General features: G+C 69.2%; 20 protein-coding genes and 1 pseudogene. 10 read left to right on the plus strand and 11 right to left on the minus strand.

Annotated elements, in window-relative coordinates; translation table 11 throughout:
- Positions 1 to 74: 74 nt before the first annotated feature.
- The 4 genes from RFN52_RS00325 to RFN52_RS00340 all read right to left on the minus strand — a co-directional run bounded on the left by RFN52_RS00325 (position 75) and on the right by RFN52_RS00340 (position 8394).
- Complete coding sequence (locus tag RFN52_RS00325) at positions 75 to 992, minus strand: restriction endonuclease (RefSeq protein ID WP_184853761.1); 918 nt, start codon at positions 990 to 992, stop codon at positions 75 to 77.
- A gap of 318 nt (positions 993 to 1310) precedes the next feature.
- Positions 1311 to 3050: a hypothetical protein gene (locus RFN52_RS00330; RefSeq protein ID WP_184853760.1), complete on the minus strand. Its 1740-nt coding sequence runs from the start codon at positions 3048 to 3050 to the stop codon at positions 1311 to 1313.
- 735 nt (positions 3051 to 3785) lie between these two features.
- A complete protein-coding gene (locus RFN52_RS00335) occupies positions 3786 to 7952 on the minus strand; it encodes an NACHT domain-containing protein (RefSeq protein WP_311240830.1) in 4167 nt (1388 codons plus the stop codon).
- 157 nt (positions 7953 to 8109) lie between these two features.
- On the minus strand, positions 8110 to 8394 hold the full coding sequence (locus tag RFN52_RS00340) for a hypothetical protein (RefSeq protein ID WP_311240831.1): 285 nt from the start codon (positions 8392 to 8394) through the stop codon (positions 8110 to 8112).
- 1979 nt (positions 8395 to 10373) lie between these two features.
- Here RFN52_RS00340 and RFN52_RS00345 point away from each other — a divergent pair.
- Both RFN52_RS00345 and RFN52_RS00350 read left to right on the plus strand, forming a co-directional pair.
- On the plus strand, positions 10374 to 10622 hold the full coding sequence (locus tag RFN52_RS00345) for a bacteriocin immunity protein (protein ID WP_229857036.1): 249 nt from the start codon (positions 10374 to 10376) through the stop codon (positions 10620 to 10622).
- 411 nt (positions 10623 to 11033) lie between these two features.
- Positions 11034 to 11537, plus strand: coding sequence for an SMI1/KNR4 family protein (locus RFN52_RS00350; protein WP_184854647.1), 504 nt, complete (start codon positions 11034 to 11036; stop codon positions 11535 to 11537).
- Positions 11538 to 12050: 513 nt separating this feature from the next.
- On the opposite strand, the pseudogene RFN52_RS00355 reads toward RFN52_RS00350, so the two are convergent.
- The 3 genes and pseudogenes from RFN52_RS00355 to RFN52_RS00365 all read right to left on the minus strand — a co-directional run bounded on the left by RFN52_RS00355 (position 12051) and on the right by RFN52_RS00365 (position 13792).
- Positions 12051 to 12421, minus strand: a pseudogene (locus RFN52_RS00355) (fic family toxin-antitoxin system, toxin component).
- Positions 12422 to 12846: 425 nt separating this feature from the next.
- Positions 12847 to 13548: a class I SAM-dependent methyltransferase gene (locus RFN52_RS00360; RefSeq protein ID WP_229857035.1), complete on the minus strand. Its 702-nt coding sequence runs from the start codon at positions 13546 to 13548 to the stop codon at positions 12847 to 12849.
- 115 nt (positions 13549 to 13663) lie between these two features.
- A complete protein-coding gene (locus tag RFN52_RS00365) occupies positions 13664 to 13792 on the minus strand; it encodes a hypothetical protein (RefSeq protein WP_311240833.1) in 129 nt (42 codons plus the stop codon).
- A gap of 83 nt (positions 13793 to 13875) precedes the next feature.
- Here RFN52_RS00365 and RFN52_RS00370 point away from each other — a divergent pair, with 83 nt between their 5' ends.
- Entirely contained in the window at positions 13876 to 14295 is a 420-nt protein-coding gene (locus tag RFN52_RS00370; protein WP_184854645.1) for a hypothetical protein, read from the plus strand.
- Between the two features lie 150 nt (positions 14296 to 14445).
- Here RFN52_RS00370 and RFN52_RS00375 read toward each other — a convergent pair whose 3' ends face one another.
- A complete protein-coding gene (locus RFN52_RS00375) occupies positions 14446 to 15063 on the minus strand; it encodes a TOPRIM nucleotidyl transferase/hydrolase domain-containing protein (protein ID WP_184854644.1) in 618 nt (205 codons plus the stop codon).
- Between the two features lie 445 nt (positions 15064 to 15508).
- Here RFN52_RS00375 and RFN52_RS00380 point away from each other — a divergent pair, with 445 nt between their 5' ends.
- Positions 15509 to 15838 (plus strand): hypothetical protein, encoded by a 330-nt coding sequence (locus RFN52_RS00380; RefSeq protein ID WP_311240834.1) that lies wholly within the window; start codon positions 15509 to 15511, stop codon positions 15836 to 15838.
- A 41-nt stretch (positions 15839 to 15879) separates the two neighbouring features.
- On the opposite strand, the gene RFN52_RS00385 is transcribed toward RFN52_RS00380, so the two are convergent.
- Positions 15880 to 16662: a class I SAM-dependent methyltransferase gene (locus tag RFN52_RS00385; RefSeq protein WP_184854643.1), complete on the minus strand. Its 783-nt coding sequence runs from the start codon at positions 16660 to 16662 to the stop codon at positions 15880 to 15882.
- A 257-nt stretch (positions 16663 to 16919) separates the two neighbouring features.
- Here RFN52_RS00385 and RFN52_RS00390 point away from each other — a divergent pair, with 257 nt between their 5' ends.
- Positions 16920 to 18215 (plus strand): sensor histidine kinase, encoded by a 1296-nt coding sequence (locus RFN52_RS00390; RefSeq protein WP_311240835.1) that lies wholly within the window; start codon positions 16920 to 16922, stop codon positions 18213 to 18215.
- 8 nt (positions 18216 to 18223) lie between these two features.
- On the plus strand, positions 18224 to 18856 hold the full coding sequence (locus RFN52_RS00395; protein ID WP_374050207.1) for a response regulator: 633 nt from the start codon (positions 18224 to 18226) through the stop codon (positions 18854 to 18856).
- A gap of 298 nt (positions 18857 to 19154) precedes the next feature.
- On the opposite strand, the gene RFN52_RS00400 is transcribed toward RFN52_RS00395, so the two are convergent.
- Entirely contained in the window at positions 19155 to 19994 is an 840-nt protein-coding gene (locus RFN52_RS00400; RefSeq protein WP_184854641.1) for an RNA polymerase sigma factor SigF, read from the minus strand.
- Between the two features lie 383 nt (positions 19995 to 20377).
- On the opposite strand from RFN52_RS00400, the gene RFN52_RS00405 reads away from it, so the two are divergent.
- Positions 20378 to 20734 (plus strand): STAS domain-containing protein, encoded by a 357-nt coding sequence (locus tag RFN52_RS00405; RefSeq protein ID WP_184854640.1) that lies wholly within the window; start codon positions 20378 to 20380, stop codon positions 20732 to 20734.
- A 61-nt stretch (positions 20735 to 20795) separates the two neighbouring features.
- The gene (locus RFN52_RS00410; RefSeq protein WP_184854639.1) at positions 20796 to 22511 is read left to right on the plus strand and encodes a SpoIIE family protein phosphatase; all 1716 of its coding nucleotides are present in this window, start codon (positions 20796 to 20798) and stop codon (positions 22509 to 22511) included.
- A 249-nt stretch (positions 22512 to 22760) separates the two neighbouring features.
- Here the strand turns inward: RFN52_RS00410 and RFN52_RS00415 are convergent, their stop codons facing one another.
- Complete coding sequence (locus RFN52_RS00415) at positions 22761 to 22889, minus strand: hypothetical protein (protein ID WP_268254276.1); 129 nt, start codon at positions 22887 to 22889, stop codon at positions 22761 to 22763.
- Positions 22890 to 23032: 143 nt separating this feature from the next.
- Here RFN52_RS00415 and RFN52_RS00420 point away from each other — a divergent pair, with 143 nt between their 5' ends.
- Positions 23033 to 24538: a vWA domain-containing protein gene (locus RFN52_RS00420; RefSeq protein ID WP_184854638.1), complete on the plus strand. Its 1506-nt coding sequence runs from the start codon at positions 23033 to 23035 to the stop codon at positions 24536 to 24538.
- Between the two features lie 95 nt (positions 24539 to 24633).
- Positions 24634 to 26559 carry an AMP-dependent synthetase/ligase gene (locus RFN52_RS00425; RefSeq protein WP_184854637.1) on the plus strand — a complete coding sequence of 642 codons (1926 nt, stop codon included), beginning with the start codon at positions 24634 to 24636 and terminating at the stop codon, positions 26557 to 26559.
- Positions 26560 to 26739: the final 180 nt, after the last annotated feature.

The following is a 26739-nucleotide window of genomic DNA, read 5'->3' on the forward strand; positions in this document are numbered from 1 at the left end:
GCAGGAGACCGGCTGCGATGCCTTCAGCGCCTCACGCGCCGAGACGGAGAACTCCGTGGCAGGATCGGCTTATCCTAGACGTAGCTGGGGACATGCTCGTAGTACCCGTAGTGGTCGGCATCGTAGGTGTCGCTTCCGCGGTAGACCCGCCTGAAGACGATTTCGAAGTGGTCGAATTGCCCGTCTTCAAAGGTCACCCCGCCGTCGCCGAGCCGTTGAAGCAGCGTGCTCTCTTCCATCGGCGGTTCGATCTCCTCATGCCGCCAGCCGCGAGGGCCGTACAGGTAGTCGAAGTACCAGCTGAATCCGCCGTTCTTGTCGTCGTAGAAGACGCCTCGGGGACGGATCTCGTGCCCGACGGGCAGTTCGATCGAGGCGGCTCGGTCCAGACGTTCGGTGACACTGCCGAGCTGGAACCCGAGGGCGCTCCCGTGCCGGTTAGCGATGCGGAGGTAGAAGCCCTGCGTGATGCCGATGAAACGGTTCGGCTCACTCGTGGCAAAGATTTTCCACCCGCTGGCCTCGGCGCTCACGGGGAGGAACCGTTGGGCCACCGCCCAGCCCCGGGGGGTGGTGAGCATGCGCTCGAGCTCCACCCCGTCCCAGACATGGGTGTGCACGCCCTTGCCCCGCTCGATCGCCTCCAGCCGAGAGACCAGAGCGCTCGAGGGCTGGGTGGAGCAGACCAGAAGGAAGCCGTCAGCGTCATGCTGGGCGACGGCGTCCACGATGCCGCCAGCACTCCCGAGGTCCTCACCGTTGACCGAGCGTCCGGCACCGCCCTTGGCGTGAGCCATGTGCTTGCACGAGACAACCCAATTGCGCGTTTTCGCCCCCAGTAGGGCGTCCCCCGGCTCCTCCAGCAAGAGGTCGCGCCCGCCGTCCGCACCCCGGCCGGACCACCTGGCCCGGTAACCGAGAGCCAGGGCCAGTTCCCGGACCATCTGCTCCAGGTCCTCGCCATCCGACGCCAACTCGTGAAAATCGAGCATGCTACTTCCTGTCACTGGGGTGAAGCGTTCGTTCGTATGATGCAGGGCCCCTGGGACCTGCAGGCGAGTGCCCCAAAGCGCGTCTCCGCTTTCAGGCCCCGGACCAGGACCCTGACGCTGTCGCCGCACGCCACGTGCAGCAGCGCCGGGACCGGGACTCTGGACTCCTCGCCGACCGTGGTCGGCTCAAGGGCCGAACTGCAGCCGCAGGCCCGCAGTGTTGGCCGCCACGCCGGGCACGGGGTACTGGGCCCACGTGGCGGCCGAGGTCCACTGGGGTGACTGGGACTGGGCAATCGGACCGTGAGTCAGGGGTTGTCACGACTCGGTGAGCCAGTACGGGTCCCAACTGTGCCGGTTAGGTCGGGTGACGTGGTGCATGCGCAGCCCGCGAGGCCCATGGACGCCGGCATCCGGCAAGTCGATGAGCCAGCCGAGAACCGGGGCGGGGACCTCGTCGGGGGCATCGAGGTCGGCCAGCAGGGCATCGGGGCCGCGCTGGTCGTAGGGCGGAGGCAGAGACAGGCCGGCAGTCGTGGCGTCGTCGATGACGCGGCGGCACATACTGAGCCAGCGTCCTTGTCCCCACCAGGAGTCGGTGTAGCTGGTGGAGCCGCCGATACTCATAAGGATCATCGTCGTCTGAGGGCCGAGCACCTCGTGGTCGAGGTGGCGCCAGCGGTCGAGTTCCGCCGTGACGGTGGCGGCTACCTCCGTCCAGCCCGGGCCGAACAGTGAACAGATTGGGGTGCCGTCGGGCAGGGCCCATTGCGGGTCCATCAGGGCGTTCTTGATGCTGTCCCAATCGATGCCCGCCCATGGGCAGACGTGCTGTCGGGTGATGCGGGTGACGGCGATGTTGACGCGCGCCATCTGTACGTCTGTGTCCAGGTGGTGGTCTTCGACTGCGGTGTTGTTGCGCCAGCACCAGGCGGCTACGCCCAGGGCGGCCGCGTCGGGCACGATGTCGGGCGCGACGTCCCAGCCAGTCATGTCGACCACCCACTCCAGGTAGGCGTTGAGCCTTTCGTTCTCGGTGACTTCCCGGAGCAGGGCGGGCAGCGGGAGCTGCCGGAAGTCGGCAGCTGGCTGGAAGATCCGGCGCATTCTGCGCAGGGTGAACTCCTGCTTGGCCTCGGGCGGTGCGGCCTCGGCAACCTGCACGTGGGTGGCGTCGAGCAGCCCGGCTTGTCCGGCGGCGGCAGCGACGGCGGTGATGGCTTGCCCCGATGGGGCGACGGGAACTGCGATGCCGTCTTCCAGCAGGGAGTAGGACTCGGGCCAGTCCCCCGTCACATCGTCGAAGGGCTGCAGGTGCAGGGTCTGCTGGTGAGGTTCGTATTGAACGTCCAGGCCGCCGTCGCCGCGCCAGAGGGTGGCGAACAGCAGGGGGCCTTCCTGCGGGTCGAAGTCGGTGTCCCACTCTTCCGGCAGGTCGAATCCTGCCCAGTCCAGTGCTCCCAGCAGCTCCTCGAGCCGGGTCGCGTAGTTTTCCCAGTCGCGACCTGAGGGAGAGGGCGTGCTTGTGCCTACCGCTGGTGCTTCGATGGGCGACGTGAGGGGGGCGGGCGCGGGTACCGATGTCGGCTGGCGCCCCAGCAGTCTGTCAGCCTGGTGGGCCATGTGCTGGCGTTCAGCGCCGCGACAGCGTGCGCACAGGTAGCGGTACTCGTTTGCGAATCGGGCCGAATAGCGGGTCAGGGAGCGGATCTTGCCGCAGTCGCGGCAGGGGCCGCGGCCGCTTTTGGGCCACCACAGCCACCACCGGCCCTCGTAGTCGCCGGGCTTGGGTACCACTCCCCTGCCGACGAGGAATTCGGCGAGGCGCCGCAGGCTGCTGTCACCGAGCTGGGGCGGCACCCGCGTGTGCAGTAGATCGTGGGCGGCCAGCAGCACGGCGTTCGTGACGCTCTCACCGGTCTCTGCGCGGCGCAGCACGCCCCGCGCCGCAGCCAACTCGGCCACTCCTGCGCCGTGAACCTCTGCATGGCTGCCATGCCGTGAGGCCATGGATATGGCCCAGTCGAGATCAGCTTGCGAAGGTGCAGGAATCATCACACGCGGAGCCTAATCCCGCCCTCTGACAACGCGAGATGCCAGACCGCGAAGGCCCAGGCCCGGCAAGACTCACTCGCGCGCCTCCTCGGCCGAGCGGAATGCGGATCCGCTCACCTCACGCCCGTCCGACGTGCTGGCAGCCGGTCGGCGTCGATGACCGCCTCCCACACTGCGCCTGGGCTGGCAGCACCTACGTGGCAGCCGGGGGAAGGCGGGATCTGACAGGAGACGATCAGCTGCTTCTGCCGGTAGAAGCAGTCACTCATATGGCAGGCCGCCGCCCCCCGCTGAAAGCGGAGGAACGGCTCAGCGGGATACTGCTGTCCACGCCCATCAACGAGCGCCCCATCCAGCGAGCGACGACTATGAGCGTACGCCCCTTGCCGACACACGCAGGCCCCAGCGCGGGATCCCTCCTTGCCCGCCCGCCTCTCCCCGGTCTCCGGATGGGCCACAAGGGGTGTGCTGGAGGGGGCCGGTGCAGGTGCGTTGGCTTCGTCCGCGGCGGCCCCAACCTGTGCGTGGCGACGCTACGGGCGCTGGTCTGGGTGGTGCCGCGGGACAGCGCGGTCCCGCAGACGCAGGCTGTTGGGATGGGTCAGATTGGTGGGCGCCAGCCGGACCTGCGGTGCCTTGACGATGGTGATGTTTCACGGTGCGGTCCTGCCCTCTCGCCACGTGCGGACGGCTTGGGCGCGCGGCTCGAGTTGAGGACTGCCGCGGCAGGCCGGGCGTCTACGCCATATCGTCAGTCGTCTTGCGCCAGTCGCTGTCCTCGCTAGGCAGCCGGCAGTCCAGTACGTGCGCTGCGGCCAGCAGTGTGCCCTCGTGGGTCAGTTGACGTACCTGCTCGTGTTGCTCGCGGCGGACGTCGTCGATGCCGTGGTTGGTCGCGGGGCAGCTGCGCTTCTTGGTGTTCCAGCGCGTGCAGTCGAAGTAGCCGACCAGGAGCAGGCCCGCGGTGTCGGGTTCGCTGAGGTAGGCGCGCAGCTGGGTTCGGGCGGTGGTGGGCAGCTCTGGGTTCCAGCATCCCTTGGCCTCGATGATGACTCTGAGGGTGTGCTGGCCCGTGTCGGGAGAAGCGGGGGCTTCGATCTGGACGTCGGTGGCGCAGCCGGGCAGGCCGTCGCGTCGTACCTGGACTTCCCGGTTGACGACGACGCGGTGGCCGCCGATGTCACGGCGCAGGAAGGAGGCGACGGCGTCGCTGAGGTCGTCTTCCCAGCAGGGCCAGCACTGGGTACTGGAGTTGAAGCGGTGCTGGTTACGGTTCCAGAGGGTGACGGCCGTTCCGTTGTAGCCCTGAAGGTCTTCCTCCAGGGCGGCCAGAGATTCACGGACCAGATCGAGGAGTTGGCGGGCGTCGCGGACGAGGCGTGCCTGGTGGTCGGTGACGAGCCGGATCAGCTGTTCGGGCTCGAGGGGCCGGATGCTGTGGTCCGCCGCCGTGCGGGCGGTGGCGCGGGCGAGCATGCGCAGTTGCCATACGTGCGGGTAGGCCTGGGCGAGCTGGTGCAGGGCGGCTGCCGCGTGGTGGGTTTCGCGGGAGGCGAGGATGCGCGGCAGGTGGCGCAGCAAGTCGACGAGGCGGTCTTCATCCTGGATGAAGCCACTGCGCAGGGGCCGTTGCAGGCGTGCGATGCCGATGTCCTTCAGAAGGAGAGCATAGAGATCGACCAGTGCGTCGTCGTCGAGGTGGTCAAAGGGCCATCCATCGGGGCCGGTCGACAGGCCGGTGAGCAGGTTGCCGTACTCCGCCAAGACTGTGGCGTCGGCCAAGCCGCGGCGCAGGGCGGGCCAGTGGTCAGGAAGGATGTCGTGACGCAGCAGGGCACGGGCGGCGAAAAGCCAGCGTTGCCGTGGCGGCGAGCCGGGCTCGTGCCCGCGCGGATCGGCGTCGAGGGCGTCTACCAGGTGGCCCAGGGCGTTGGGGTCTTCGGCGGCCGCGAGTTCGTCAAGAACGGCGTACCACTGCTCGGGGCTGCGGTCGCTGTGCCGTGCCCAGGCAGACAGGACGGTTCGGAGCCTGTGGGAGGGATCCCGTTCCATGGCATTTACCAGGTCGCGCAGGGTCTGGCCAGTGACGTGGTCGAGGGTATCCAGCAGCAGCGGGGGCAGCTGGTCTTCGGCACGCGCAACGCACAGTGGCATCCAGGCGCGCTGTAGCTGGCGTTCCTCGTCATCGTAGGCGGGGCTTTGGGCGAGGGCGACGACCCAGCCGGCCCAGTGCTCGGGGCTGGCGTGTAGTGCTGCCGGGTTGTCGACGAGGGCGAAGGCGGTGAGTTCTGCGGACGGCGGGCGGGCGGTGGAGGTTGGGCGGAAGTTAGCTGTGGTCAGCGGGGGGAGTTCGCTCAGGAGGTGAGCGGCTGCCTGGCTGAGGCGCCGGGCGGGGTCGGTGCCGGTGGCGGGACGTGAGGGTGCCCGGGCGGCCAGCGTGGACACGCCACCGGTATGTTGCGCTGGTGAGCCGTCCGGCGTGCGCCGCAGGCAGTTCAGGAGGGCGTTCCACGCGGTCAGGACGCTTGGGCTGCGGGCGGCGAGAACCTCGTCGATGGCCGTGCTCAGGGCGGCCGGATCAGAGCGCTGTTGCTGCCGTTGCGCTTCGGCCCGGGCAGCGCGTTTTTGCTGATCGCGTTGATAAGTCTCCCAGAATGCCGTGGCCTCGGCGAGCGTGGGATGGGCGCGGCGCGCGGCATCGGCACGTGCCTTGGTTTCAGGATCGTCGGGGGGCGCGAAGCGGACAGCCTGCTGGGCGCGGGCCGGGTTGATGGCGGTGAGCTGGTCCCAGTGCTCCATCCAGTACAGCAGGTCGGCACCGGGCAGGAAGGAGCCGCCGGGGATGCCGGCCAGCACGGTGTAGAAGGGATCGTCCTCGGCGTGCTGCAGGATGTGGCGGGCGAGCAGGCGCCGGGTCTGGGGACAGCTGTCCAGAGTTTGAGCCAGGTCTTCCAGAGGGGTCTGCAGGAGCGAGCTGTGCAGGCGGTCCTCGTCGTCGGCAAGGCCGAGCAGTCCCTCGCCGATGAAGGGCACGAGGTCGAGGGCGGGGGTGTCCTCGTTGAGAGTGACCGCACGGGCCAGCACGGCCAGGGCCAAGCCGGGGCTGGTGGGCTGGGCATCTCCCGCGCGAAGGGCACGTCCGGCCCATTGGGCTGCTTCGGCGATGGTGCTGCCGTCGAGCTGTGCCGGTGCCTCATTGCGCAGGATGAAGGCTGTGCCCACGAACGCCGGGTCCGGGTCGCGGATGCGGTCGAGGTAGCCGGTCGCCGTTAGATGGCCGGGATAGAGGTGGCGCAGGGCCGCAGCGATCACCTCGGGCGAGGGATCTCGGGTCAGGTCCATGATCCGGGTGAGGGCGTCCGGCGTAGGCTCGGTGACGCCGGCTAGGGCAGCGGTGCGCACGCCTGTGTCGTAGCGGGCGTCTTCGGCCACGTCCAGCAAGTCGTCGGCGAGTTCGGGGTGGGGGCAGGCCCGGGCGATGCTGACTACCGCATACGTCAGACGGGGCTCGCCGGGCTCCTGCAGGCGGGTACGCAGCTGGTCTGCCAGTCGGCAGTGGTTGAGGCGGTGCAGCAGGCTGTGGTCGAGACTTACCGTGTCATCCCGTTCGAGCAGGGAGAGCAGGGCGTCAACTGCGCGCTCTCGGTCGGTGTCGGGCAGGCTGGGCAGGTCGGCCAGGAGCAGGACGAGGGGGTCGTCGCGCAGGAGGTCGGCAAAGAGGGTGGCGTCGCTGGTGGTGCGCCAGGCGGCGACTTCCTGCTGGGCGGGGATGATGTGGCGGGCTTCGCCGTCTCCGATCCACAGCAGTTGGCGCTGGGGGTGCGGCTGCAAGTGGTGCATGCGCAGGAAGTGCGCGGCGAGGAATTCGCGGTAGCTGTCGTGGGCGAAGGTCCAGCGCAGGTCACCGGTCGGGACCAGCAGGCTTGATTCGGTGACCTGCCGCAGATTCCACAGGGTGCACGGGACGTTGCCGCCAAGGTGTCCGGGTTCATTAAGGCCGTCGAGCCGTGACAGGCGCAGGTCTGTCGGCGTACCGGATTCGTCCTCGGTCACCGCGGTGTATGGACCAAATTGCATCGTGGCCGCCAGCCGGGCCGCGACGGCCAGCAGGTGTTCGGGTGATGCCTGCGCCTGGAGCTGGGTCGGGTTGGTGGGGCGGCGGTGCTCGGTGCACAGGCGCAGGCATGCCTGGAGGTAGGCGTCGTGCACCGTTGCCGGCAGGTGGGCGTGAAGGGCGTAGTTGTCGAGGAGCTGCAGCAGCGTGACCGGGTGGGTGGCCAGCGCGACTAGTCCCTGCTGCTGGATCGACTCGAGCAGGGCAGCAGTGTCCGGCACGCCGACCATCTCAGCTGCGATGGCTACGTCGTCGGGGCCTAGTGGGGCCAGGCCCATGATCTTTATCTGGTCGGGTTGCCAGTCTGTGCGCAGGGCTTCTTCGAACCGGGCCGGCCAGCGGGCGCTGCGGCAGGTGATCCGCAGGCGAAGCCTTTCGCGGTCTGCTTCGGCCACATCCTCGAGCGCCTCCAGCAGGAGCTGGTCCAGCTGGGGGAGGTCGTTGAGGCCCTCGTCCAGGCCGTCGAGGAGGATGTGCCACTCCCCTGGTTCGGTGGGGGGCGTAAGTGCTGCTTGCAGGTGACTCTGCGCCCTGCGGGTCGTGGTGCACCGTTTCAGGTCGAGCCAGGCGGGATGCAGACCGGCGGACAGGAGGGCATCGTGTTCCTGGCGCAGGGCGTACGTCTTGCCCATGCCGCGTTCGCCACGCAACACGATGATCGCGGTGGCCCGCTCTTGGGCCAGCGGCACACCAGCCTGTGCGTAGCTGGGCGGCCATCCGTAACGGCCCTGAGCAGGGGGCTCGTCTAGCACGAACACGCGCCGCTGCCAAGGGAACTGCTGCTGTATCAACGTGCTCTCCTGGCATGCGCGGTGTGGACTGCCGGCCATCGAGCGTGCTGGAACCCCCTGGGGTATCCCGCCCGGCGGCCGACGGGACGCGGGTGGATCGAGCGTGACGGCCATTATCCAGCCGGGGGCTGTCCGTTCCCGCCCGTGGCTCAGCGCGTCAGCTTGGAATTTCGCCTTCGATGATGGCCGTGATCTTGTCGTTGAAGAGCTGGACCCAGTTGTCCTGTTCGTGCCCGGACAGCGGGTGCCGCACGTGGGGGATGCCGCGGCGGCAGAGGTCGCGCAGATCGACCCCTGTGACGTCATCGCCGTACTGGAGCCAGGCGTCCACGGTTGCCCATCCGAGGTTGTCGAAGACGGACTCGCCCATGTGCTCGTCGTACCCGCGGTCGCTGGGTATCAGGGCCCACGCCAGCGGGCGGAAGTAGACCTCGGAGAACACATTGTAGTACAGCCTGCAGCACCCGGTAGTTGTTGAACATGCTGGCCAGGCGCGTCCACCTCAGGGGATACAGGGCCATGCGCAGCGAGGCTCCGTCGGGCAGCGCAATGTGAGAGCGCCGCCCGCGAAGGTCGACGGCGAGTCCCGGGAACATCACCCGCAGCTGTGGAGTGGTGGCAAACATACCGATCAGGATCGACCGGGCGACCCGGCCTGGTGCGACGCGTACGGGCGGCGCTGGGTCAGCCCGCGGAAGATACAGGAGCGAGCGCGCCCGCTGGTAGGTGTCCAGAGCCTTGGCGAAGTCGCCATAAGCGCTGTCGTAGTTCAGTCCTGCGAGACTGTTGCAGTCGCCGCAGAGTCCGCGCATCCACATGCCGCCCGCGTCGAGCCGACCCACGCTGCGTACGTTGTTGTGGACCCGAACGGTTGCGCTGGTCACCTTGCCTCGGTTGCCAGCTACCTGCGGCGGCACATGCGCCTTCGTCATCCCGCGCACCTCACCGCACAGCCCACAGGGACGAAGTCCCGGCTTGCGCAGGTCAACACCCAACGTGCCCGGAGGCCGCTTGTCAGACATTCAGGGAGCGTAATGGGCCCTCCCACTCGGTCGCTGGCCTTTTGTGCGCGCCGGGGCGAGACCGACCCGGCGCGCTGCACGTGCGTCGTCGTGATGCCTGCGCCGCCGGTCGCGAACCGTCGCCTGCCCGCAGGCGCGCACCCGCCCCCTCCTCCGGTCCGTGATCACCTGATGGGTGTTTCCGCTGCGCTGGCGAAAGCGCTGCGGATCGACGGGTGCTGGGCCTAGCCGTGAGACTTTTCCCAAGTCTCGGCCCCTTGAGCCCCTGACAGCCGGGGGCGGTTCGGAGACGAATCGCCTGCGTTTAATGCCACACGGGTGTGGTCGGTCGCAACTGCCGCAGCCCCCTAAGACCGACAGTGCCAACAGGACGGCCGTGCATGGCCAGCCGCCACCACTTCTGGGACGCCACCCTCGCCAGCTACGGAGGTACAGCACCCCGCTCGGGTGCACTTTGACGAACGCCTGCTTACTCCACGCCTCCGCCCGCCCCTCTCGGAGCGGCTCCCCACTCCCCCAACCAAGATCAATTTCTCCGCACCCCACAGGACCCCAACTCCAAGAAACCATCCGTAAAGTTGAGACATTCTCGATAGAGATGCGGCATCCCAGGTCACAGGCTTGCCACCGAGAGCATCAGGAGCACTTGCATCCCCTCATAGCAGTTCAATCACTCAGATGGCTCAACCTCAGTTTCTATGCGTGCAGTTGAGATTTTGCAGGTCATGACGATGGATGTGTCTCAACTGCACGAATAACCGACAGCCCCGGAGCGCGTCGGTGAGGGAGGCGCCACGCCGCAGCCCGGCTAATAAGTGCGTGTCTTCTGATGTCTCCTTGACACTCAGGGTTCTGCCCCGCTACTGGCCGTGCGGGGCTGCGGGGGGGGCGGCCCGCACGGTGAGCGATGTGAAGGAGACCTCTCGCCAGGCCCTGCTCCGCCGGGGCTTCCTGCTGGAGTACGCAACCTTGGGCTGGAACGTGGTCGGCATCGTAGTGCCGGCCGTCGTGGCGATTGCGGCGAATCGGATGGTGAGAACCGTGTCACCAGCCGCAAACGAGGGTCAGGCTTCGTGACTGAGTCTGTGGGTTCCTGATCGCAGGGGTGAGGCTCCGCGGACGGCCGGCTCCCGACACTTGCCCTCATTGCCACTCCCGGCGCCGTTCGGCCACGATGGACCCTGCAGGCCCCATCGGTGCACCGGAGGCCCGCAAGGTCGACAGCGTGCCGACCCGCAGGCGCGTATAGCCGCCACTCGTTTCCCCGATACGGCGCTGCGAGCCATGCAAGAGCCATGTTTCCTCCGGCCATGCAAGTGCTGCGCTGCATCGGACGAGGCCACAACCGGCGATCACGCCTTTAGTTAGGGTGAGTTGGTGGAGGGACGTGATGAGGCCTATGGAGATGAGTCGTGCGGAGGCGGCCGCGCTTGTGCAGCGGATCATGGATGCGGACTACGCCTCAAAGGACGAGGTGGACGGCTGGCTGGGCAGGCTGGACAGAGCCCTGGCATGCCCGTCTGGTCATGTCAGCGGCTTGATCTTCTGGCCGCCGGAGCGGGAGCTTTCGGCTGATGAGGTAGTCGGCCAGGCTCTGGCGTACCGGCCGATCCCTTTGGGAGGTAGGGCTGAATCTGAAACCAGATGAGCGCAGTCGCGGTGGTGGCGCTCTTCGTCGAAGCTGGGTCACCGTCCGCCGCATGTTGCCCAGGCGGCTGGCCGGGGACAGGTCGGCCAGCTGTTCCAGTAGCTGCCAGTAGGCCTCCTCCGACAGCCGGTATGGGCAGGGCACACTCATCGCCGTCGAGCTTGCGTTTTGCTTGTTCTTCTGCCCTTCTGCCCCACCCACCGCCTCTCCCTCAGTTGCTGAACTGGGATTCGAGCATGCGAGGAGTGTGACTCCACTCAGGCAGGCGGGTGCCAGTCGGCTGAGCTATGGGTCTTCCCTCGGGCTGCCGCCCCATACGGGGGTTGGCCGGTGTGCGGTAGCGTCCGTTTCATGATCGCCCTCGACGTGCTTGTTCGACTCTGTCCACCGCCCGCCGAGTCACCTCCTCCAGTGGATTGGGCTCTAGCCGAGAGCGACCTCGGCACGGCTCTGCCCGCCGACTACAAGCAGCTCGTCGAGATCTACGGCGACGGAATTTTTGACGAGACGATCTGGCTGCTCGCCCCCTACTCCGCGTACGACGACTGTGACCTGCACGCACAGAGGACGGAACGGGAGGAGATCCTGGCGGACCTGTGGGAGTTCGAGGACAAACCGGCCGGCCTGCAGGAGGCGGGGGCATGGGTCCTGCCGTGGGCATTCGAGGAGGGCACGGGGGCGTTCCTATATTGGCTGGCGCGGCCCGGGCAGTCCCCCGACGACTGGACTGTGCTGTACAACGAGGGACGCGGTCCCCTGTGGGAGCACCACGACATGGGGTGTCTGGCGTTTCTCCTGGCGGTGCTCACCGGAACCGCGGAGACGGAGTACTTCAGCCACCTCTATGAGGTGCTGAAGCCGACGGAACACCGCTTTGCGACGGCCGACCTGGCCCTTGGAGCGACCGAGCAGTGATGCCGTCGGCGGCTCTCGGCGACCTGGCCCGCCGCTGACGCGCCTAACTGAGCGGTGGAATCGGCAACGGTCGGCGCGTCGGTCGTGAGAGCGGCCCACCGCAACGGCCTTTCGCTCTTCCTCTTACGGATGCCTCCGACTCGGCGTGCGGATTGGAGGCGGCTGAATTCCGCGGGGTTCTCATCCACGGCCTGGCGGCAGGGGCTTACTGCCACACGGTGCTGCCGTCTTGCCGGGAGAACCGGACCGGGCGGCGCATACCGCGGACGGCGCCCCGGCCGGCGGAGGCGTGGAATGGTCACACTGGCGTAGGGGATCGAGCACCGCCAGGATCAGGGCGTCGGAGTTGGGAACCGTGATCCCTGACAAGTCCTGGGGGCGGGCGCCACGTCCCAGCTGTGGGAAAAGCCGTATGACGCATGCCGGGACTGAGCTCTGGCACGGCTACGCCCCTCGAGCCCCGTTCACCCTGTCGGTCGCCGTCACCGCAGGCGATCGCCATCCAGTCCGGGATCAGGGTTTCCAGGTGGGCAGGAAGGAGGCGATCCGGGCGGTGGTGCAGCGTGGGTCGTTCAGTTCATGGGCGAGCGCGGTGAGCTGTTCGCGGGTGGGGCTGACGGGGATGTTGCCGGCCTCGAGGTAAATGACGGCGGCGGCGCAGGCGACGGTGAGATTGGAGCCCTCCAGCCATCGGCAGCGGCCCAGGGTGTGCACCAGGGCGGCGGCGCGGGCGAAGAGACCGTCGTAGAGGGGCGTGTCGAGGAGTTCGCCTCGGTGGCGGGCGACGGCGGCGATGGGTACGCCGTAGTCGTCGCAGGCCGGGTCACGGCGCCGGCCCGCTCGGCTACCTCGAGGATCCAAGACTCGTCGACGTGCAAGATCACCCGGCGGCGCCCGGCTGCGGACCGGCGTAGGGGCGTCGAGCTGCTGCTCCAAGCCGTCGAGGAACGCGCCGTGCTCATCGATCAGCCGCTGGGCAGCTGCCATGCCAGCGGCGCGGGCACCTGTGGTGTCCTCGACGATCAGCCGCTCCACATACCGGTTGTAGTCCAGGTGACGGGAGCGCGCGGCGGCCTTGCAGGCCTCCAGCACGCCCTCGTCCAGCCGAACCTGCGTCTGCTTCTTCGTGGAAGTCACACAGAGGTGGTAGCAGGGTGGTAGCAGCGGTAGCGACGGCAGCAAGCCAGCGTCTTGTCTCACAAGCCCGGGACGCTTATGGAACACCTGGGTAAAGCCCGCCTTGGCACTCGAAGCCTTCGGCCAGGCTGTGGTTGCGGTGGCCGCGGCGTGTCCATCCCTGCGGGCTCGGCTACGCCGGCGAAGGGCGGCGGTGCGCGCTCATCAGCAGCGTGTCGGCGGTGCGCGTCCCTTCGGTGGTGCTGGGCAGCACGTCGGTGGTGATCTCGGCGAACCCGGCCTCGTCGAGCAGCTTGGTCCACACATGCTCCTGGAGGACCCAGCGCCGCATGGTGGCCGCCTCGCCGTCCGGCGTCTTCGCGGGGATGTTGGCGGACTCCACGTCGGCCTTGGCGGGAGCACCGGACACGTAGTGAGCGAGCGTCGCGAACACGAGGCGCCCTCCCGGCCGCAGCGCGGTGGCCGCCGCCGGCAGTAGTTCGCGCGGCTCGGTGAAGTCCACAGCGCCGAAGACGCTGTACAGCACATCGTACGTGTCGCTCATCGCCTGCAGGTGGGCCACCACGTCGGAGCGCACGATGCGCAGGCGCGGAGCCAGGTGCGCGTACAAATCCTGCGCCATGGCGTGCTGGGCCGGTGAGGCGTCGACCGCGATGACCCGCGCGGGCTGGTGCAGAAGTGCCAGGTGCGCGGCGTGCCGGGCCGCCCCGGCGCCGAGGTCGCCCACGCATCGGCCGGTCAGGTCGCCCAGGATCTCAGGGCCCGGCCCGGAATTCTGTCCCCACGACCAGTGGAACGTCTTGGGGACAGTGCGGTCGCTGTCGGCGCGGGAGCGGCCGAAGTGGTGCCAGAGGTCTGGGGTGCCGGTCGTCACCCGCCACACCTTTGCGGGCTGCGCCTCGACGACGGGCGGGATCGACGAAATGTCACCTGTGCGCGCCTGGGTCTCAGGCCGGCCAGAGACCCCACGCGACCCGCTGGGGGTCCGGTCAGCGCGAGTCGTTGCCCTGGTGGCACGGGCCGCAGTCGGCAGCGTCCGCCCACAGCGAGAGGTCGACTTCCCAGCCATCGGCGGCGACGAAGTGCGCCGTCTTCATCACGGAGCTGTCGTTCTTCATGTCGAGATTGCTCGCTGCCCGCTGGGCAGCCTCTCACCGGACTATGACGCACGCAGCGGAAGCCGTTGATAGATTCACCCGTCGTGCGATCAGGTGAGTACGACCTCGACTTCCGTGACCGGGCCGACCGGACCCGAGCCTGGGGCATCGGGCTGCTGGTCGTGGCCTCGCTGCTGTGGATTTGGTGCACCCTGCTGCTCCTTACCCCGTACGAGGTGGACCGCAAGCCCGACGACCGGTATCCCGTTGAGTGCGAGCCGCGGCTGATGACGGAGCGCGGCACGGCCAACGAGGGTCCGGGCCGCGGCGACTACTGCCAGAACGAGCGCGACTGGCCGGAGGCCGTGGCCGTGCTGGCACTGTCCGTGCCGGTGTCCGTGGCCGGAGCGGTCCTGTTCACCAGCGGCAGCGTCAGTCGGCGGATGAGCGCCCACGCCGAGGCGATGCGCGAACTGGACCGGATCGCCGACGAGCGCGAGGCGCGGGCCGCCCGCGCGCGGTGACGCCCGGGGGGATCAAGACCCAACGCGCGCACGGGGGCGCTCGCCCCCTGGACTCGATTCACACCTCCGGCATCTCGCGCACCAGCTGATAGAGGTTCTGGAAGTACTCCTGCCACCGGTTCGGGGCGAGACGGCCGTCCGTCCACGCCCTCACAGACTCGCGAGGAGACCATCGAGCGGGGGCGGTGTCCGGTCCGGGGCGAGGGCGTCGACAAGGAGACGGCCATAGCGGATCTTGCGGCCCTTCTTCGTGCCGAGGAAGCGCCGCACCTGCTGGTGCCGGGGCCGGCCCTGTTGTGCGGGCTGACACTGGAAGGACTGCCAAGCTCGGAAGTCGCCCTCAGAGCGGAAGATCTCCTCGATTGCTGACGTGCCGAGCGCGCGAATGAATTCGTCCTCCAGGTCTGCGGTGCATACGTAGATGTCCTGGAGCGATGCCTGTGACCGCGTCAGACCGCGCTCGTAGAAGCCCTTTTCCCCCTCGTCGCACAAACCTGTCAGACGCAGACCGAGGCCGGGCGGCCCGAGGAGCCTGGCATAGCGGCCGACGCTCATCGCCCCACCCATCGGCACGACACACACTTTCTCGGCAGCCAGGTCCCGGCCGCGCCGGGCAGCCAGCGCCTCGACAGCCGCGAAATCGCTCAGCCCTTCCAGGAGGACCGCGGTCCGTACTCCCAGGCATTCCGCCAGATCGCGCGCCGGCCCGTCGGGACCCCCTGTCGCCCAGCTGGTGACCGCATCCTGAAACGCCTGCATATCCGCCATGGGGCGAGTCTGCACGTCCACCGGTGGCACGGCACGGGAATATTTCGACGGCCTGAGGGCCGTCCGATGTCGTGACCTGGGGGTTTTCCGGTCATCTCAGGTGGCTGTGTCATTTCCGTGGATGCGACATGAGGTCGGAAGTCGCCCGGGCCGCTCCTGCCTGATCAGACTCAGCGAGAAGTGAGGTCATCAGTGACCTCTCTTCAACCGGCCTCGTCGCTTGGGATCTGACGTGGTGACACCACCGCTCGGTCCTCCGTCTGGTGGTTCTCAGTGCCCCACGGCACTCGCCACCCATCCCGCGGTCGGCACGGGGTGCTGGCGAAGCGGATCGAGTGTCGCCGGCCGACTCGGACGTGGCCGCTCGACCGGGACCTCGATAAGGTGAGGCGACCGGTGGACCGTCCGGGCTGGCCGGACGCGTGTCCTCTCCTCGGGAGACAGGGTGCCGATGCGTCTGCGTCCAGGCGAGGTCGAGGCCGTTGGCTGGCGGGTGGTGACCGTGCTCGACGCCGTTCGGCAGCTGTGCGATGCATCACCCGACGTCACCGGACGTCCGCAGGTGATTACGATCGACGGCCGGGGCGGCGCCGGCAAGACGACCCTGGCCGAGCGGCTGCGCGAGGTAGTGCCCAACTCCGCCATCGTGCACACCGACGACATTGCCTGGAACCACGCCTACTTCGGCTGGGGTGCCGTACTAGTGGAGAACATCCTGCAGCGCCTGCATCGGGGTGAGGCGGTGCACTTCCGCCCTGATGCCTGGATCACCTAATTACTTCGGGCTGACGTGGCAAGTGCGCGGGCCCGCAGCGGTCAGTTCGGGGCGGCGTGGGTCACACGGATCTTCGACTGGCCGTGTGGCAGTGCCTCCCAGTCGTCCATGAAGCGGGCACGCAGGCCGTGGCGCGCGGCCAGCGTGAGGAGGGTTTCGGTGCGGTAGTAGAAGTCCTCACGAAGGACGTGGTGTTCTTCGCCCTCTGTACGGTCGAAGGTGAAGTCGAACCAGCCGCCCGGTGTGAGCACCCGGCCGACGTGGGCCAGGCACTCCTCGATGACGGGGAGCGGCGAGTGCGAGAAGACGCTGTGCGCGTGCACCACGTCGAAGTGGGCGTCGGGCAGGAAGCGCAGCGTCAGATCCCGTACCGGGGTCAGCGTGGGCAGCCGCTGTCGCAGGCCCATGTCCACGATGGTTTCTTGCGCGGCGTGGAGGATGTCGGGTGAGATGTCGATGCCGTAGTAGTGGCCGGGCTCCAGGTGGCGGATGAACCGCCAGCCTCCACGCAGGTTGCCGCACCCGATCTCCAGCATGCGGTGTTCGGGGCGCAGGCCGTGGCCGATCAGGTAGTCGAACTGCATGGCTCCGAGCGCGAGCCACCGCTCACGGCTGCTGCTGCCCACCGCCGCGTTTGGGTTGGTCCGGGTGTCGGAACGCATGACGGCCCGGTAGTAGGAGATGTGGTCGGTGTGGCGGTGCCGCAGCCACATGTCTCGGGTGGCGCGGGCCAGATGGCGGGGCACCCGGTCGGGGTGGCGCAGGGCGTAGCCGATGCGGTGGCCGAGGGTGGCGCGGTTGACAGTGAGGTTCCTGCCGGGCATGGGATCGTTCCTACCCTTCTAGGGGGCTGGTTCCCGAGTGGAGTTCGGGTGGGGGTGGAGCTTGCGGAGGGATGTCTCGCAGGCGGCGCTTCGGGAGAGGCGACTGCGGGTGGCGCTCCGGGTCGTGGTACCAGCATCGGTGCGCTGGCGGTGGGTCCGGTTCGGCCGACGGGCTTCGGTCCCGAGGCGATTCGGACGGTCCGCATGTCAGCCGATCGGTTGATGCGATCCGGGGCCCGGCGCGTTAGACACGGAGGATGAACCACTCCGGGATGCACCGCTCCGATCCGGAGGAGCGCTGGCTGGCCACGACCGTGCACGCCGCGTTCTTCCTGCTGCTCGGTTCCTCATTGGCCCGCTTCCTGACTCGAGACCAGGGTGGCGCCCCCACCGGGTGGGCGGTAGCGCTGTTCGCGGCCTTCGGCCTGCTCTACGTCCTGGGCCGCTTCCTGGCTCCGCCGCCCCGCCCCGGCTCTCCTCCGACCTCCCGTCATCTGCTCTGGCTGGGCTCGGTGTCCGCCGTCTGGGTCGTCCTGCTGGTCCTCGCGCCGAGCGCCACCTGGTGTGCAATGCCCCTGCTGTTCGCCGGTCTGCACGCGCTGCCCCCGCGGGTGGCGGTACCGCTGTCGGCCCTGCTCACCGCGCTGGTCGTGATCTCCCAGGTACGCGTGGCGGACGGCTCGCTCAACCCGAACATGGTGGTGGCTCCGCCGGCTGTCGCCGCGGTAGCCACTGCCGTACTGGTCCATCTCCAGCGCCAAGGGACCCGGCAGCGCCTTCTGATAGACGATCTTGTCCGCACCCGCCACGAGCTCGCGGCCACCGAACGGCGGGCGGGTGTTCTGGCCGAGCGGCAGCGGCTGGCCGCGGAGATACACGACACCGTCACGCAGGGCCTGTCCAGCCAAGGGATGCTGCTCCAGGCCGCCGACCGCGTCTGGCAGGCGGACCCGGGCACGGCCCGCGTGCACCTTCGCGACGCGGCCGAGATCACCTCCCGCAGCCTCGCGGAGGCCCGCCGTCTGGTACACGACCTGGCGCCGGCCGATCTCGCCGAGCACACACTCCCCGACGCGCTCGCCGTACTCGCCGAACGGGAGAGCCGTCCGGGTCTGACCGTGGAGTTCCGGCTCGACGGCGAGCCGGACCGGCTGCCGGAACGAGTCGAGGCGGCGCTCCTGCGCATCGCCCAGGGGGCACTGGCGAATGTGCGCGAACACGCGGCGGCGACCCGGGCCGTGGTGACTCTGACCTGTCTGGAGGACCAGGTCTCGTTGGACGTCGCCGACAACGGCCGCGGTGTCGGCGAGGACGAGGCCGGCGGTACGTCCGGCGCAGGCAGCCCCTTGACCTCGCAACCGGACCGGGAGCGGGGGCACGGGCTGCCGGCCATGCGCATCCGCGCCCGGCAGGCGGGCGGCACGCTCACGGTGGAGTCCGCACAAGGCGAGGGAACCGTCGTGTCCGTGACACTCCCGCTGGCCTCCTTGGCCCCCGCGCGGCCCGTCGCCTCCGCACAGCCCGCCTCCCTCCTCAAGGAACCCGTCCGGTGAGTACACCCTTGTCCGCGCCGCCCGTTCGGCTGCTGCTGTGTGACGACCACGCCGTCGTACGCGCCGGACTGCGCGCCCTGATGTCCAGTGCCGACGGCATCGACGTGGTCGGTGAGGCGGCCACCGGGGAGGAGGCGCTCGCCATGGCCGCTCGGCTGCGCCCCGACGTCGTCCTGATGGACCTCCAGCTCGACGGTGGCATGGACGGTGTGACGGCCACCCGGCGCCTGACTGAAGATGGCGTGGGCCCCCGTGTCCTGGTGCTCACCATGTTCGACACCGACGCGGACGTCACCCGCGCCATTGAGGCCGGTGCCACCGGGTACCTGCTCAAGGCCGAACAGCCCGACGAACTGTTCACGGCCATCCGCAACGCGGCCTCCGGCCGCACCGCGCTGTCGCCACCCGTGGCCGACCGGCTCCTGACCCGGCTGCGCAGCCCATGTCCAGCCCTGTCCCCGCGCGAGCGCGAGATCCTCGGACAGCTCGCCCGCGGTCTGGGCAACCGGGAGATCGCCCGGGCTCTGTTCATCAGCGAAGCAACGGTCAAGACCCATCTGAGCCGGATCTATGACAAGTTGGGCGTGGAGACGCGGTCCGGGGCGGTGGCGGCGGCGAAGGAGAGACGGCTGTTGCCATGAAGCCCCTACCGACTCCGATGTCGAGAGCCGTCGGTGGACCTCGGGCGATCCCCTCATCGGGTGTCTGCTGGTGACCGTGATGGCGCTCGCCCTGGCCTGGCCCCGGTTCAGCGGGGCAGGACGCCGTGGCCCCGCGTCGTCCTTGCAACGCTCCTCGCCTGCCCTTCGGCGTGCTGGTCGTCCCCCGCGGGTGGCTGGGGCCCTCGTCTCCATCGGTACTCGGCGGTGGATGTGCTGCTCGGCTGCTGGGGGCCGCAACTAGCACAACACATGCACGGGCCGACCGCGGTCCGGGGGTTCAGCGGGTGGTGAGCATCCCGTCGCGCAGTTGCTTCAGTGTGCGTGTGAGCAGCCGGGAGACGTGCATCTGGGAGACGCCGAGGTGCTTGCCGATCTGGGCCTGGGTGAGTTCCTCGACGAACCGCATGTGGATGATGCGCCGGTCGCGCTCGTTCAGTTCGGCGAGGAGGGGGGCCAGTGTGTGGAAGTCCTCCACGAGTTCGAGGGCGGCGTCCTCGATGCCGATGAAGTCCGCCAGCACGGTCTCGCCCGCTTCGCTGCCACCGATAGCGGCGTCCAGGGAGGACGAGTTGTAGCCGTTGGAGGCGAGCCTGGCTTCGTTGACTTCCTCTTCGCTCAGGCACATCAGCTGGGCGAGTTCGCCGACGGTGGGGGTGCGGCCGAGCCTGCTGCGCAGTTCTTCGGTCGCCTTGGCCAGTTGTATGCGGACTTCCTGGAGTCGGCGCGGTACGTGCACCGCCCAGGAGGTGTCCCGGAAGAAGCGCTTGATCTCGCCGACGATGTAGGGCACCGCGAAGGAGGTGAACTCGACCTCGCGGGCGATCTCGAACCGGTCGATCGCCTTGATCAGCCCGATGACGCCGACCTGGACGATGTCTTCCATCTCCTCCGGCCCGCGGCTGCGGAACCGGGCCGCCGCGAAACGGACGAGGGAGATGTTCATCTCGATCAGCGTGTTGCGGGCGTACTGGTGCTCCGGAGTGCCTTCCTCCAGCAGTGCGAGCCGGTCGAAGAACAGCCTCGACAGTGCCCGGGCGTCCCTGGGGGCGACTTTGGAGGGATCGGGTATGTCCGGCAGTGGAGCTGTCTGTGTATCAGCCTGCACGGTGACCGTCATGTTGAGCCCTCCCAGGCTTTGTACGGCCTGCGCGCCGCAACGTCCGGCTCTCACCGGCCGTTGTCCCGCTCCTACCCCCCTTCGATGGGAGCACACCCGGCGGCTCCCAGACCGGCAATATGCTCCACCTGCCGCTCAGCTCATGTAAGGCTTGAGGAGGAAGCTGTTCATGCGCGTATCCGTCGGGCGCTGTTGCCGGACTCGTTACGGGGGCACGGGCGGAAGGACAGCCATGAACCGGGCAAGCGCGGCGAGGGCCTCAGTGAGGACGGGCGGGGCCGTGAAGGCTTCGCCGGTGTCGGAGGCGTCGCTCCGGCAGCTCTGCCGGTGCTGCCGGGGTGGGATGATCGGCCTGTTCCAGGTTGGGGTGAGGAGGAGCCGCTGTGTTGGTTCCGGTGTCCGGCGTGGCGCGCTCCGGGGACGCCGGGATGTGGTCGGTGCTGGTGCTGTCGGGCGACATGGATGTCGCGATGGCTCCGCTGCTGCGGACGGCCGTCGCCGAACTGGTCACCGAGGGCCGGGTGCACCTGGTGTGGGACCTGGCAGCCGTGACGTTCATGGACTCCGCGTGCCTGGGCACCCTGGTCTATGCGATGCGGTCGACGGAAGCACAGCGAGGCCGCGTGCGGCTCGCGGGCGCCGGAGCGCAGGTGCGCCGGCTGCTGGAACTGACCGGCCTGGACACGGTGCTGGGGACGTACAAAGATCTTGCTTCTGCCACGGGCCCGCTGCCCCGATGAGGGTGCGGGCCGTCCCTGAGGCGTCTTTGCCGGTGCCAAGGGATTGGACAGAATGCGAAGCGTGGAGAGCTTCTCTGAAATGGACACCCACGCGCTCCCGCTGGCGGACGAGACGCTGATGTCAGCGCTCTTCGAAGCGGCGGGCGCAGGCGTGTACGCCGTGGACGAAGGCGGGCTGGTGATCGCCTGCAACCCGTGGGCGGAGCGGCTCCTCGGCTATGAGGCGGGCACGCTGATCGGCGTCGACGCTCACGCGATCCTCAACCCGCGCGCCGGCAACGCGGCCGGTGTGCCCGAACAGCGGCCGGTACTGCGGGAGGTCGCACTGGGTAAGCGAGTCAGCGGGGATCGCGCCGTGCTGCTGTGTGCCGATGGCAGCCCGCTGCCGGTGTGGTGGTCCGCGGCCCCGCTGCCGCCGGAGATGGGGCACGGCGCCGGTGCGGTGGTCGTCTTTCACGATATCTCCGCGCAGCGCAAGCGTGAGGGGCAGCGCGCGGACCGCTACGCGCACAGCGAGACGATGCGTGAACAGGCCGAATACGACCTCTCGGAAGTCACGTGGCTGAGCGAGCTGACGCTGGCCATGGTCAGCACCCTGGAGGCCGAGCAGTCCCTGGAACGGCTGGCCCGCCAGTTGGTGCCCCGGCTCGCGGACACCGCCGTCGTTCACCTCTGCGAGGGGGAGGCGCTGCGCCCTGTCGCCTGGGCGCACCACCTGCCCGATGTGCTGCCCGCCAGTCCCTCCGAGGCACCGGGGCTGCCCGAGGATTCCGCCCACCACGCCGCGCTACGGCGGGTGATGCAGGGTGGCGGGATGCAGCAGACCGCCGGTCCGGCTGTGGACGGTTCGGCGCAGACCGGGCTGCTGGGCGTGGCGGAGGCCGTCGATGTCTTGGTGGTGCCGCTCAGGCTGCGTGCCACGACACTCGGGGCGCTCACTGTGGCCAGGGCGGCGGCCAGCCCGCCGTTCAACGAGGCCGACCGGGTACTGGCCGACGAAGTCGCCCGCCGCACCGCCCTGGGGCTGGACAACGCCCGCCTGCACGCAGCCCAGGCCGACATCGCCGCCACTCTCCAGCGTGCCCTGCTCACCGACCTGCCCGAGGTGTCCGGACTGGAACTGGCCGCCCACTACCAGCCGGCACAGCGGGCTGCCGAAGTCGGCGGCGACTGGTACGACGCCTTCCCTTTGGACGGCGAGGACATCGCTCTGGTCATCGGCGACGTCACCGGCCACGACATCCAGGCCGCCTCCCGCATGAGTGAACTGCGCAACATGCTGCGCGCCCTGGCCGTCGACCGGCCCGAGGAGGGCCCGGGACAGATCCTGCGCCGCCTGGACACGGCCCAGTCCCGCCTGACCCTCGCCGACGCCGCCACCGTCATCCTCGCCCGCCTGAGTCCGTCATCCGACGGCAGGTGGGAACTGTCCTGGTCCGTCGCCGGGCACCCCCCGCCCCTTCTCCTGACCACCGAGAGCACATCGACCTACCTCACCGGACCCAGCGCCATGCTGCTCGGCCTCCGGCCCACCGTGCAGCGCCCCACCGCACGCATGATGCTGCCCGCCGGCTCCACCCTCGTGCTCTACACCGATGGTCTGGTCGAATCCCGCAGCCAGGACATCGACACCGGCATGACCCGCTTGCGCCAGTACACCGACACCCACCGGGGCCTGCCCCTGCCCCGCCTGTGTGCAGACCTGGCCCGCGACCTCGGCGACACCCGCGACGACATCACCCTCCTCGCCGCCCGCACCCCCGGCACTCGCGGGTAGAGCCGCCGCAGACCGCCAACCACTCCCCGGGCCGCCGCCATTGGGGGCCTGCCTGTGTTCTAGGAGCACTTTCGCCTGCGTGGATGGGGCCTCCCCCCTCCCCCCAGGACACCGGCCTGGGAGTCCCGTCGATGATGACGTGGATGCGGGCCCGCGCGTCCCGACCACGGAGCTTCCTCGAGCGCGGCGGCGGTCGGCGCCTACAAGGGCAGCGAGTTCGGCACCGGCAGCAGGCGTTCGTGAGGTCTTTCAACAGTCGGCTGCTCGTGCGCCGGTGGTGGTGCGGGGGTTGCGGCGGTGGATCTCGTCGCCGTCGGCGCGGTTGTCGCGGAGGAACCATGCGGCGCTCGCCCGCAAGGACGTCGTCTCCCAGGTCAACGGAGGATCTCCCACCGGTCTCGAAGGCCGCTCCCCGTGGCCGCTTCGAGACACTTCCGCAACGTCCCGTACCGCACGTTCGGGCCCCCCGCTCCGTCACAGTCGCAAGAAGCCGACGCCAACGGATGTAGGGGGCAAGGACGATGGAGCGGTTCCGGACACGAAAAGCGCTGCTCGCGCTCATGGCCGCGAGCGGACTGCTGCTCACCGCGTGCAGCGGGGGCGGCGACACCGGCGACGGCAGCAAGGCCGCCGACCGCCCCGGGTACGGTGCGGGCGAACCCGCACCCGCCTACGGCGACGAGGACGGCACGAGCGAGCGGGAGGACCTCCGCGAAGACCCCGGCCACCTCTCCACGTTCGCTCTGGACGTCGACACCGCCTCCTACGACTACGCGCGCCGCGCCCTGGCCGACGGCCGGCTGCCCGACCCGTCGACGGTCCGCCCCGAGGAGTTCGTCAACAGCTTCCGCCAGGACTACGAACGGCCCGACGGCGACGGCTTCTCAGTCACCGTCGACGGTGCCCGCACCGACGACGAGGACTGGTCCCTGGTTCGCGTCGGCCTCGCCACCCGCACCTCGGAACGTGGCGGCGAACGCCCGCCCGCCGCCCTCACCTTCGTCATCGACGTCTCGGGCTCCATGGACGAACCAGGCCGCCTGGACCTCACCAAGGAGTCCCTCTCGGTGATGACGGACCGGCTGCGCGACGACGACTCGGTCGCGCTCGTGACCTTCAGCGACGAGGCCGAGACCGTCCTGTCCATGACCCGCCTCGGCGGCAACCGCGACGAGATCCAGGACGCCATCTCCGACCTGGACACCCAGGACTCCACCAACCTCGGTGCCGGCGTCGAGACCGGCTACGAAACGGCCGTCGAGGGTCTGCGCGAGGGCGCCACCAACCGGGTCGTCCTCATCTCCGATGCCCTCGCCAACACCGGCGACACCGACGCGAACAGCATCCTGGAGCGCATCTCCGGTGAACGCCGCGAGCACGGCATCACCCTCTTCGGTGTCGGCGTCGGCAGCGACTACGGCGACGCCCTCATGGAGAGGCTCGCCGACAAGGGCGACGGCCACACCGTCTACGTGTCCGACTCCGGCGAGGCCCGCAAGGTCTTCTCCGAGCAGCTCCCGCGCAACGTCGACCTCACCGCCCGCGACGCCAAGGCCCAGGTCGCCTTCGACCCCGAGACGGTCGAGGAGTTCCGCCTCATCGGCTACGACAACCGCCGCGTCGCCGACGAGGACTTCCGCGACGACCGGGTCGACGGCGGCGAGGTCGGCCCCGGCCACACCGTCACCGCCCTGTACGCCGTGCGCACCGAACCCGGCGCCCGGGGCCACCTCGCCACCGCCACCGTCCGCTGGCTCGACCCCGAGACCCGCGACCCGCACGAGGAGACCGGCGACCTGGAGGCCGGCGCCCTGGATGACTCCCTCTGGAGCGCGAACCGCGGCCTGCGGACCGCCGCCACGGCCGCCTACTTCGCCGACGCCCTCGGCCACGGCGACCACGACCTGCCCGACGCCCCACGACTGGACGAACTCGCCGACCACGCCTACGACTTGGCCGACAGCACGGAGAGCGAGGAGATCCGCCGGCTCGCCGAGGCGATCGACACCGCGAACCGCATGATGTGACCCCGCCCATTGACCCATGCTTACTTATGAGTAAGTTGACTCCAGAGTAAATAGGTTCGGCAGCACGTCAGCCTCATCCGCGACCGGGAGCCGTCATGGGCGTACGCAAGGATCTGCAACGGGCGAAACACCGCACCGACCTGGCGATCCGCACGAAGCCCGAGACCGCCAGGGACGAGCGGGGCATCGTCCGCGAGGCCCGCACGGCTCCCCTCGCGCCCCGCCCGACGACCGGCAGCATCGCCGACATCCCCTCCACCAACGCGGCCGAGGCCCCCGACGCCGTGGTCCTGCGCCGCGAGCGGCACGGCACCTGGCAGCCCGTCACGGCGGCGGCCTTCGCCCGCGAGGTCACCGCCGTGGCCAAGGGCCTGATCGCGGCCGGCCTCGAGCCGGGCGGCCGCGTCGCCGTCATGTCCCGCACCCGCTACGAGTGGACGGTCCTGGACTTCGCGATCTGGTCGGCAGGCGGCCAGACCGTCCCGGTCTACGCCACCTCTTCCGCCGACCAGGTGGAATGGATCGTCCGCGACTCGGGCGCCCGCCACGTGGTCACCGAGACGGCCGCGAACGCCGGCACCGTCCTGACCGGCACGGCCGCCCACCCCGAACCCCCACGCGTCTGGCAGTTGGACGGCGGCGCCCTCGACGACCTCACCGCCCTCGGCCGGGACGTCCCCGACGAGGAGGTCACCAAGCGCCGCACCGCCCTGACCCCCGACACCACCGCGACCCTCTGCTACACCTCCGGCACCACCGGCCGCCCCAAGGGCTGCGTCCTCACCCACGCCAACCTGCACGCCGAGGCCGCCAACACCGTCGAACTGCTGCACCCCCTGTTCAAGGAGGTCACCGGCGAGACCGCCTCGACGCTCCTCTTCCTCCCGCTCGCGCACATCCTCGGCCGCACCCTGCAGATCGCCTGCCTGATGGGCCGCATCGAGATCGGCCACTGCCCGGGCATCAAGCCCGACGAACTCCGCCCGGCGCTCAGGGCGTTCCGCCCGACCTTCCTGGTCGGCGTCCCGTACCTCTTCGAGAAGATCCACGACACCGGCCGCGCCACCGCCGAGAAGCTCGGCCGCGGCGCCTCCTTCGACCGCGCCCACCGCATCGCCGTCCGCTTCGGCCACGCCCACATGAACCGGTTCCTGGGCAAGGGCCCCGGACCCGGCCTCGGACTGCGCGCCGCGTGGGCCCTGTACGACCTGCTGGTCTACCGCCGAATCCGCAAGGAACTGGGCGGCCGCGTGCGCTACGCCATCAGCGGCGGCAGCCCCCTCGACCGCGACCTGAACCTCTTCTTCTACGCGGCCGGCATCCTCATCTACGAGGGCTACGGCCTCACCGAGACCACCGCCGCCGCCACCATCGTCCCGCCCCTGGACCCCCGCCCCGGCACGGTCGGCCTCCCGGTCCCCGGCACCGCCGTCCGCATCGCCGACGACGGCGAGGTCCTCATCAAGGGCGGCATCGTCTTCGGCGCCTACTGGAACAACCCGTCCGCGACCGGGGAGGCCCTGAACGACGGCTGGTTCGCCACCGGCGACCTCGGCTCCCTCGACGAGGACGGCTACCTCACCATCACCGGCCGCAAGAAGGACATCCTCGTCACCACCGGCGGCAAGAACGTCTCCCCGGCCGTCCTGGAGGACCGCCTGCGCAGCCGCCCGCCCGTCGGGCAGTGCCTCGTCGTCGGCGACAACCGCCCCTACGTCGCCGCCCTGATCACCCTCGACCCGGAAGCCCTCGCCCACTGGCTGGCGGTCCGCAAACTCCCCGCCGACACCCCGCTGTCCGAGCTGGTCCACGACGAACGCCTGCGCGCCGACGTGCAGAAGGCGGTCGACCACGCCAACGAGGCCGTCTCGCGCGCCGAGTCGATCCGCGCGTTCACCCTCGTCGAGGGCGACTTCACCGAGGAGAACGGGCTGCTGACCCCGTCCCTGAAGGTCAAGCGCCAGGCGGCGACGGCGGCATACGCGGACGTCATCGAGGCCCTGTACGCGAACAAGCCCTGAACTTGCCGTCAACGTGGAGTTCTCGTCGGGCCAGTGCTGGTCCAGGGAGCGCTGGGCACCGAAGTCGATCCGGACGGTGCCGATGCGGTCGACCGTGTCGGGGGCATCGCCGTCATCGGGGTGCTCGAACAGCCGGCGGTGGCGCTCGGCCAGGGCGGCGGGCGGCGGGCGGTCTATTCT

This window comes from Streptomyces collinus (genome assembly GCF_031348265.1).
Classification (GTDB): Bacteria; Actinomycetota; Actinomycetes; order Streptomycetales; family Streptomycetaceae; genus Streptomyces; species Streptomyces collinus.

Excerpts from the sequence above, each read along its gene's own strand:
- RFN52_RS00325 (WP_184853761.1), bottom strand. The coding sequence starts at position 992 with ATGCTCGATTTTCACGAGTTGGCGTCGGATGGCGAGGACCTGGAGCAG.
- RFN52_RS00345 (WP_229857036.1), top strand. The coding sequence starts at position 10,374 with ATGGAGATGAGTCGTGCGGAGGCGGCCGCGCTTGTGCAGCGGATCATG.
- RFN52_RS00365 (WP_311240833.1), bottom strand. The coding sequence starts at position 13,792 with ATGAAGAACGACAGCTCCGTGATGAAGACGGCGCACTTCGTCGCCGCC.
- RFN52_RS00375 (WP_184854644.1), bottom strand. The coding sequence starts at position 15,063 with ATGGCGGATATGCAGGCGTTTCAGGATGCGGTCACCAGCTGGGCGACA.
- RFN52_RS00385 (WP_184854643.1), bottom strand. The coding sequence starts at position 16,662 with ATGCCCGGCAGGAACCTCACTGTCAACCGCGCCACCCTCGGCCACCGC.
- RFN52_RS00390 (WP_311240835.1), top strand. The coding sequence starts at position 16,920 with ATGAACCACTCCGGGATGCACCGCTCCGATCCGGAGGAGCGCTGGCTG.
- RFN52_RS00400 (WP_184854641.1), bottom strand. The coding sequence starts at position 19,994 with ATGACGGTCACCGTGCAGGCTGATACACAGACAGCTCCACTGCCGGAC.
- RFN52_RS00420 (WP_184854638.1), top strand. The coding sequence starts at position 23,033 with ATGGAGCGGTTCCGGACACGAAAAGCGCTGCTCGCGCTCATGGCCGCG.
- RFN52_RS00425 (WP_184854637.1), top strand. The coding sequence starts at position 24,634 with ATGGGCGTACGCAAGGATCTGCAACGGGCGAAACACCGCACCGACCTG.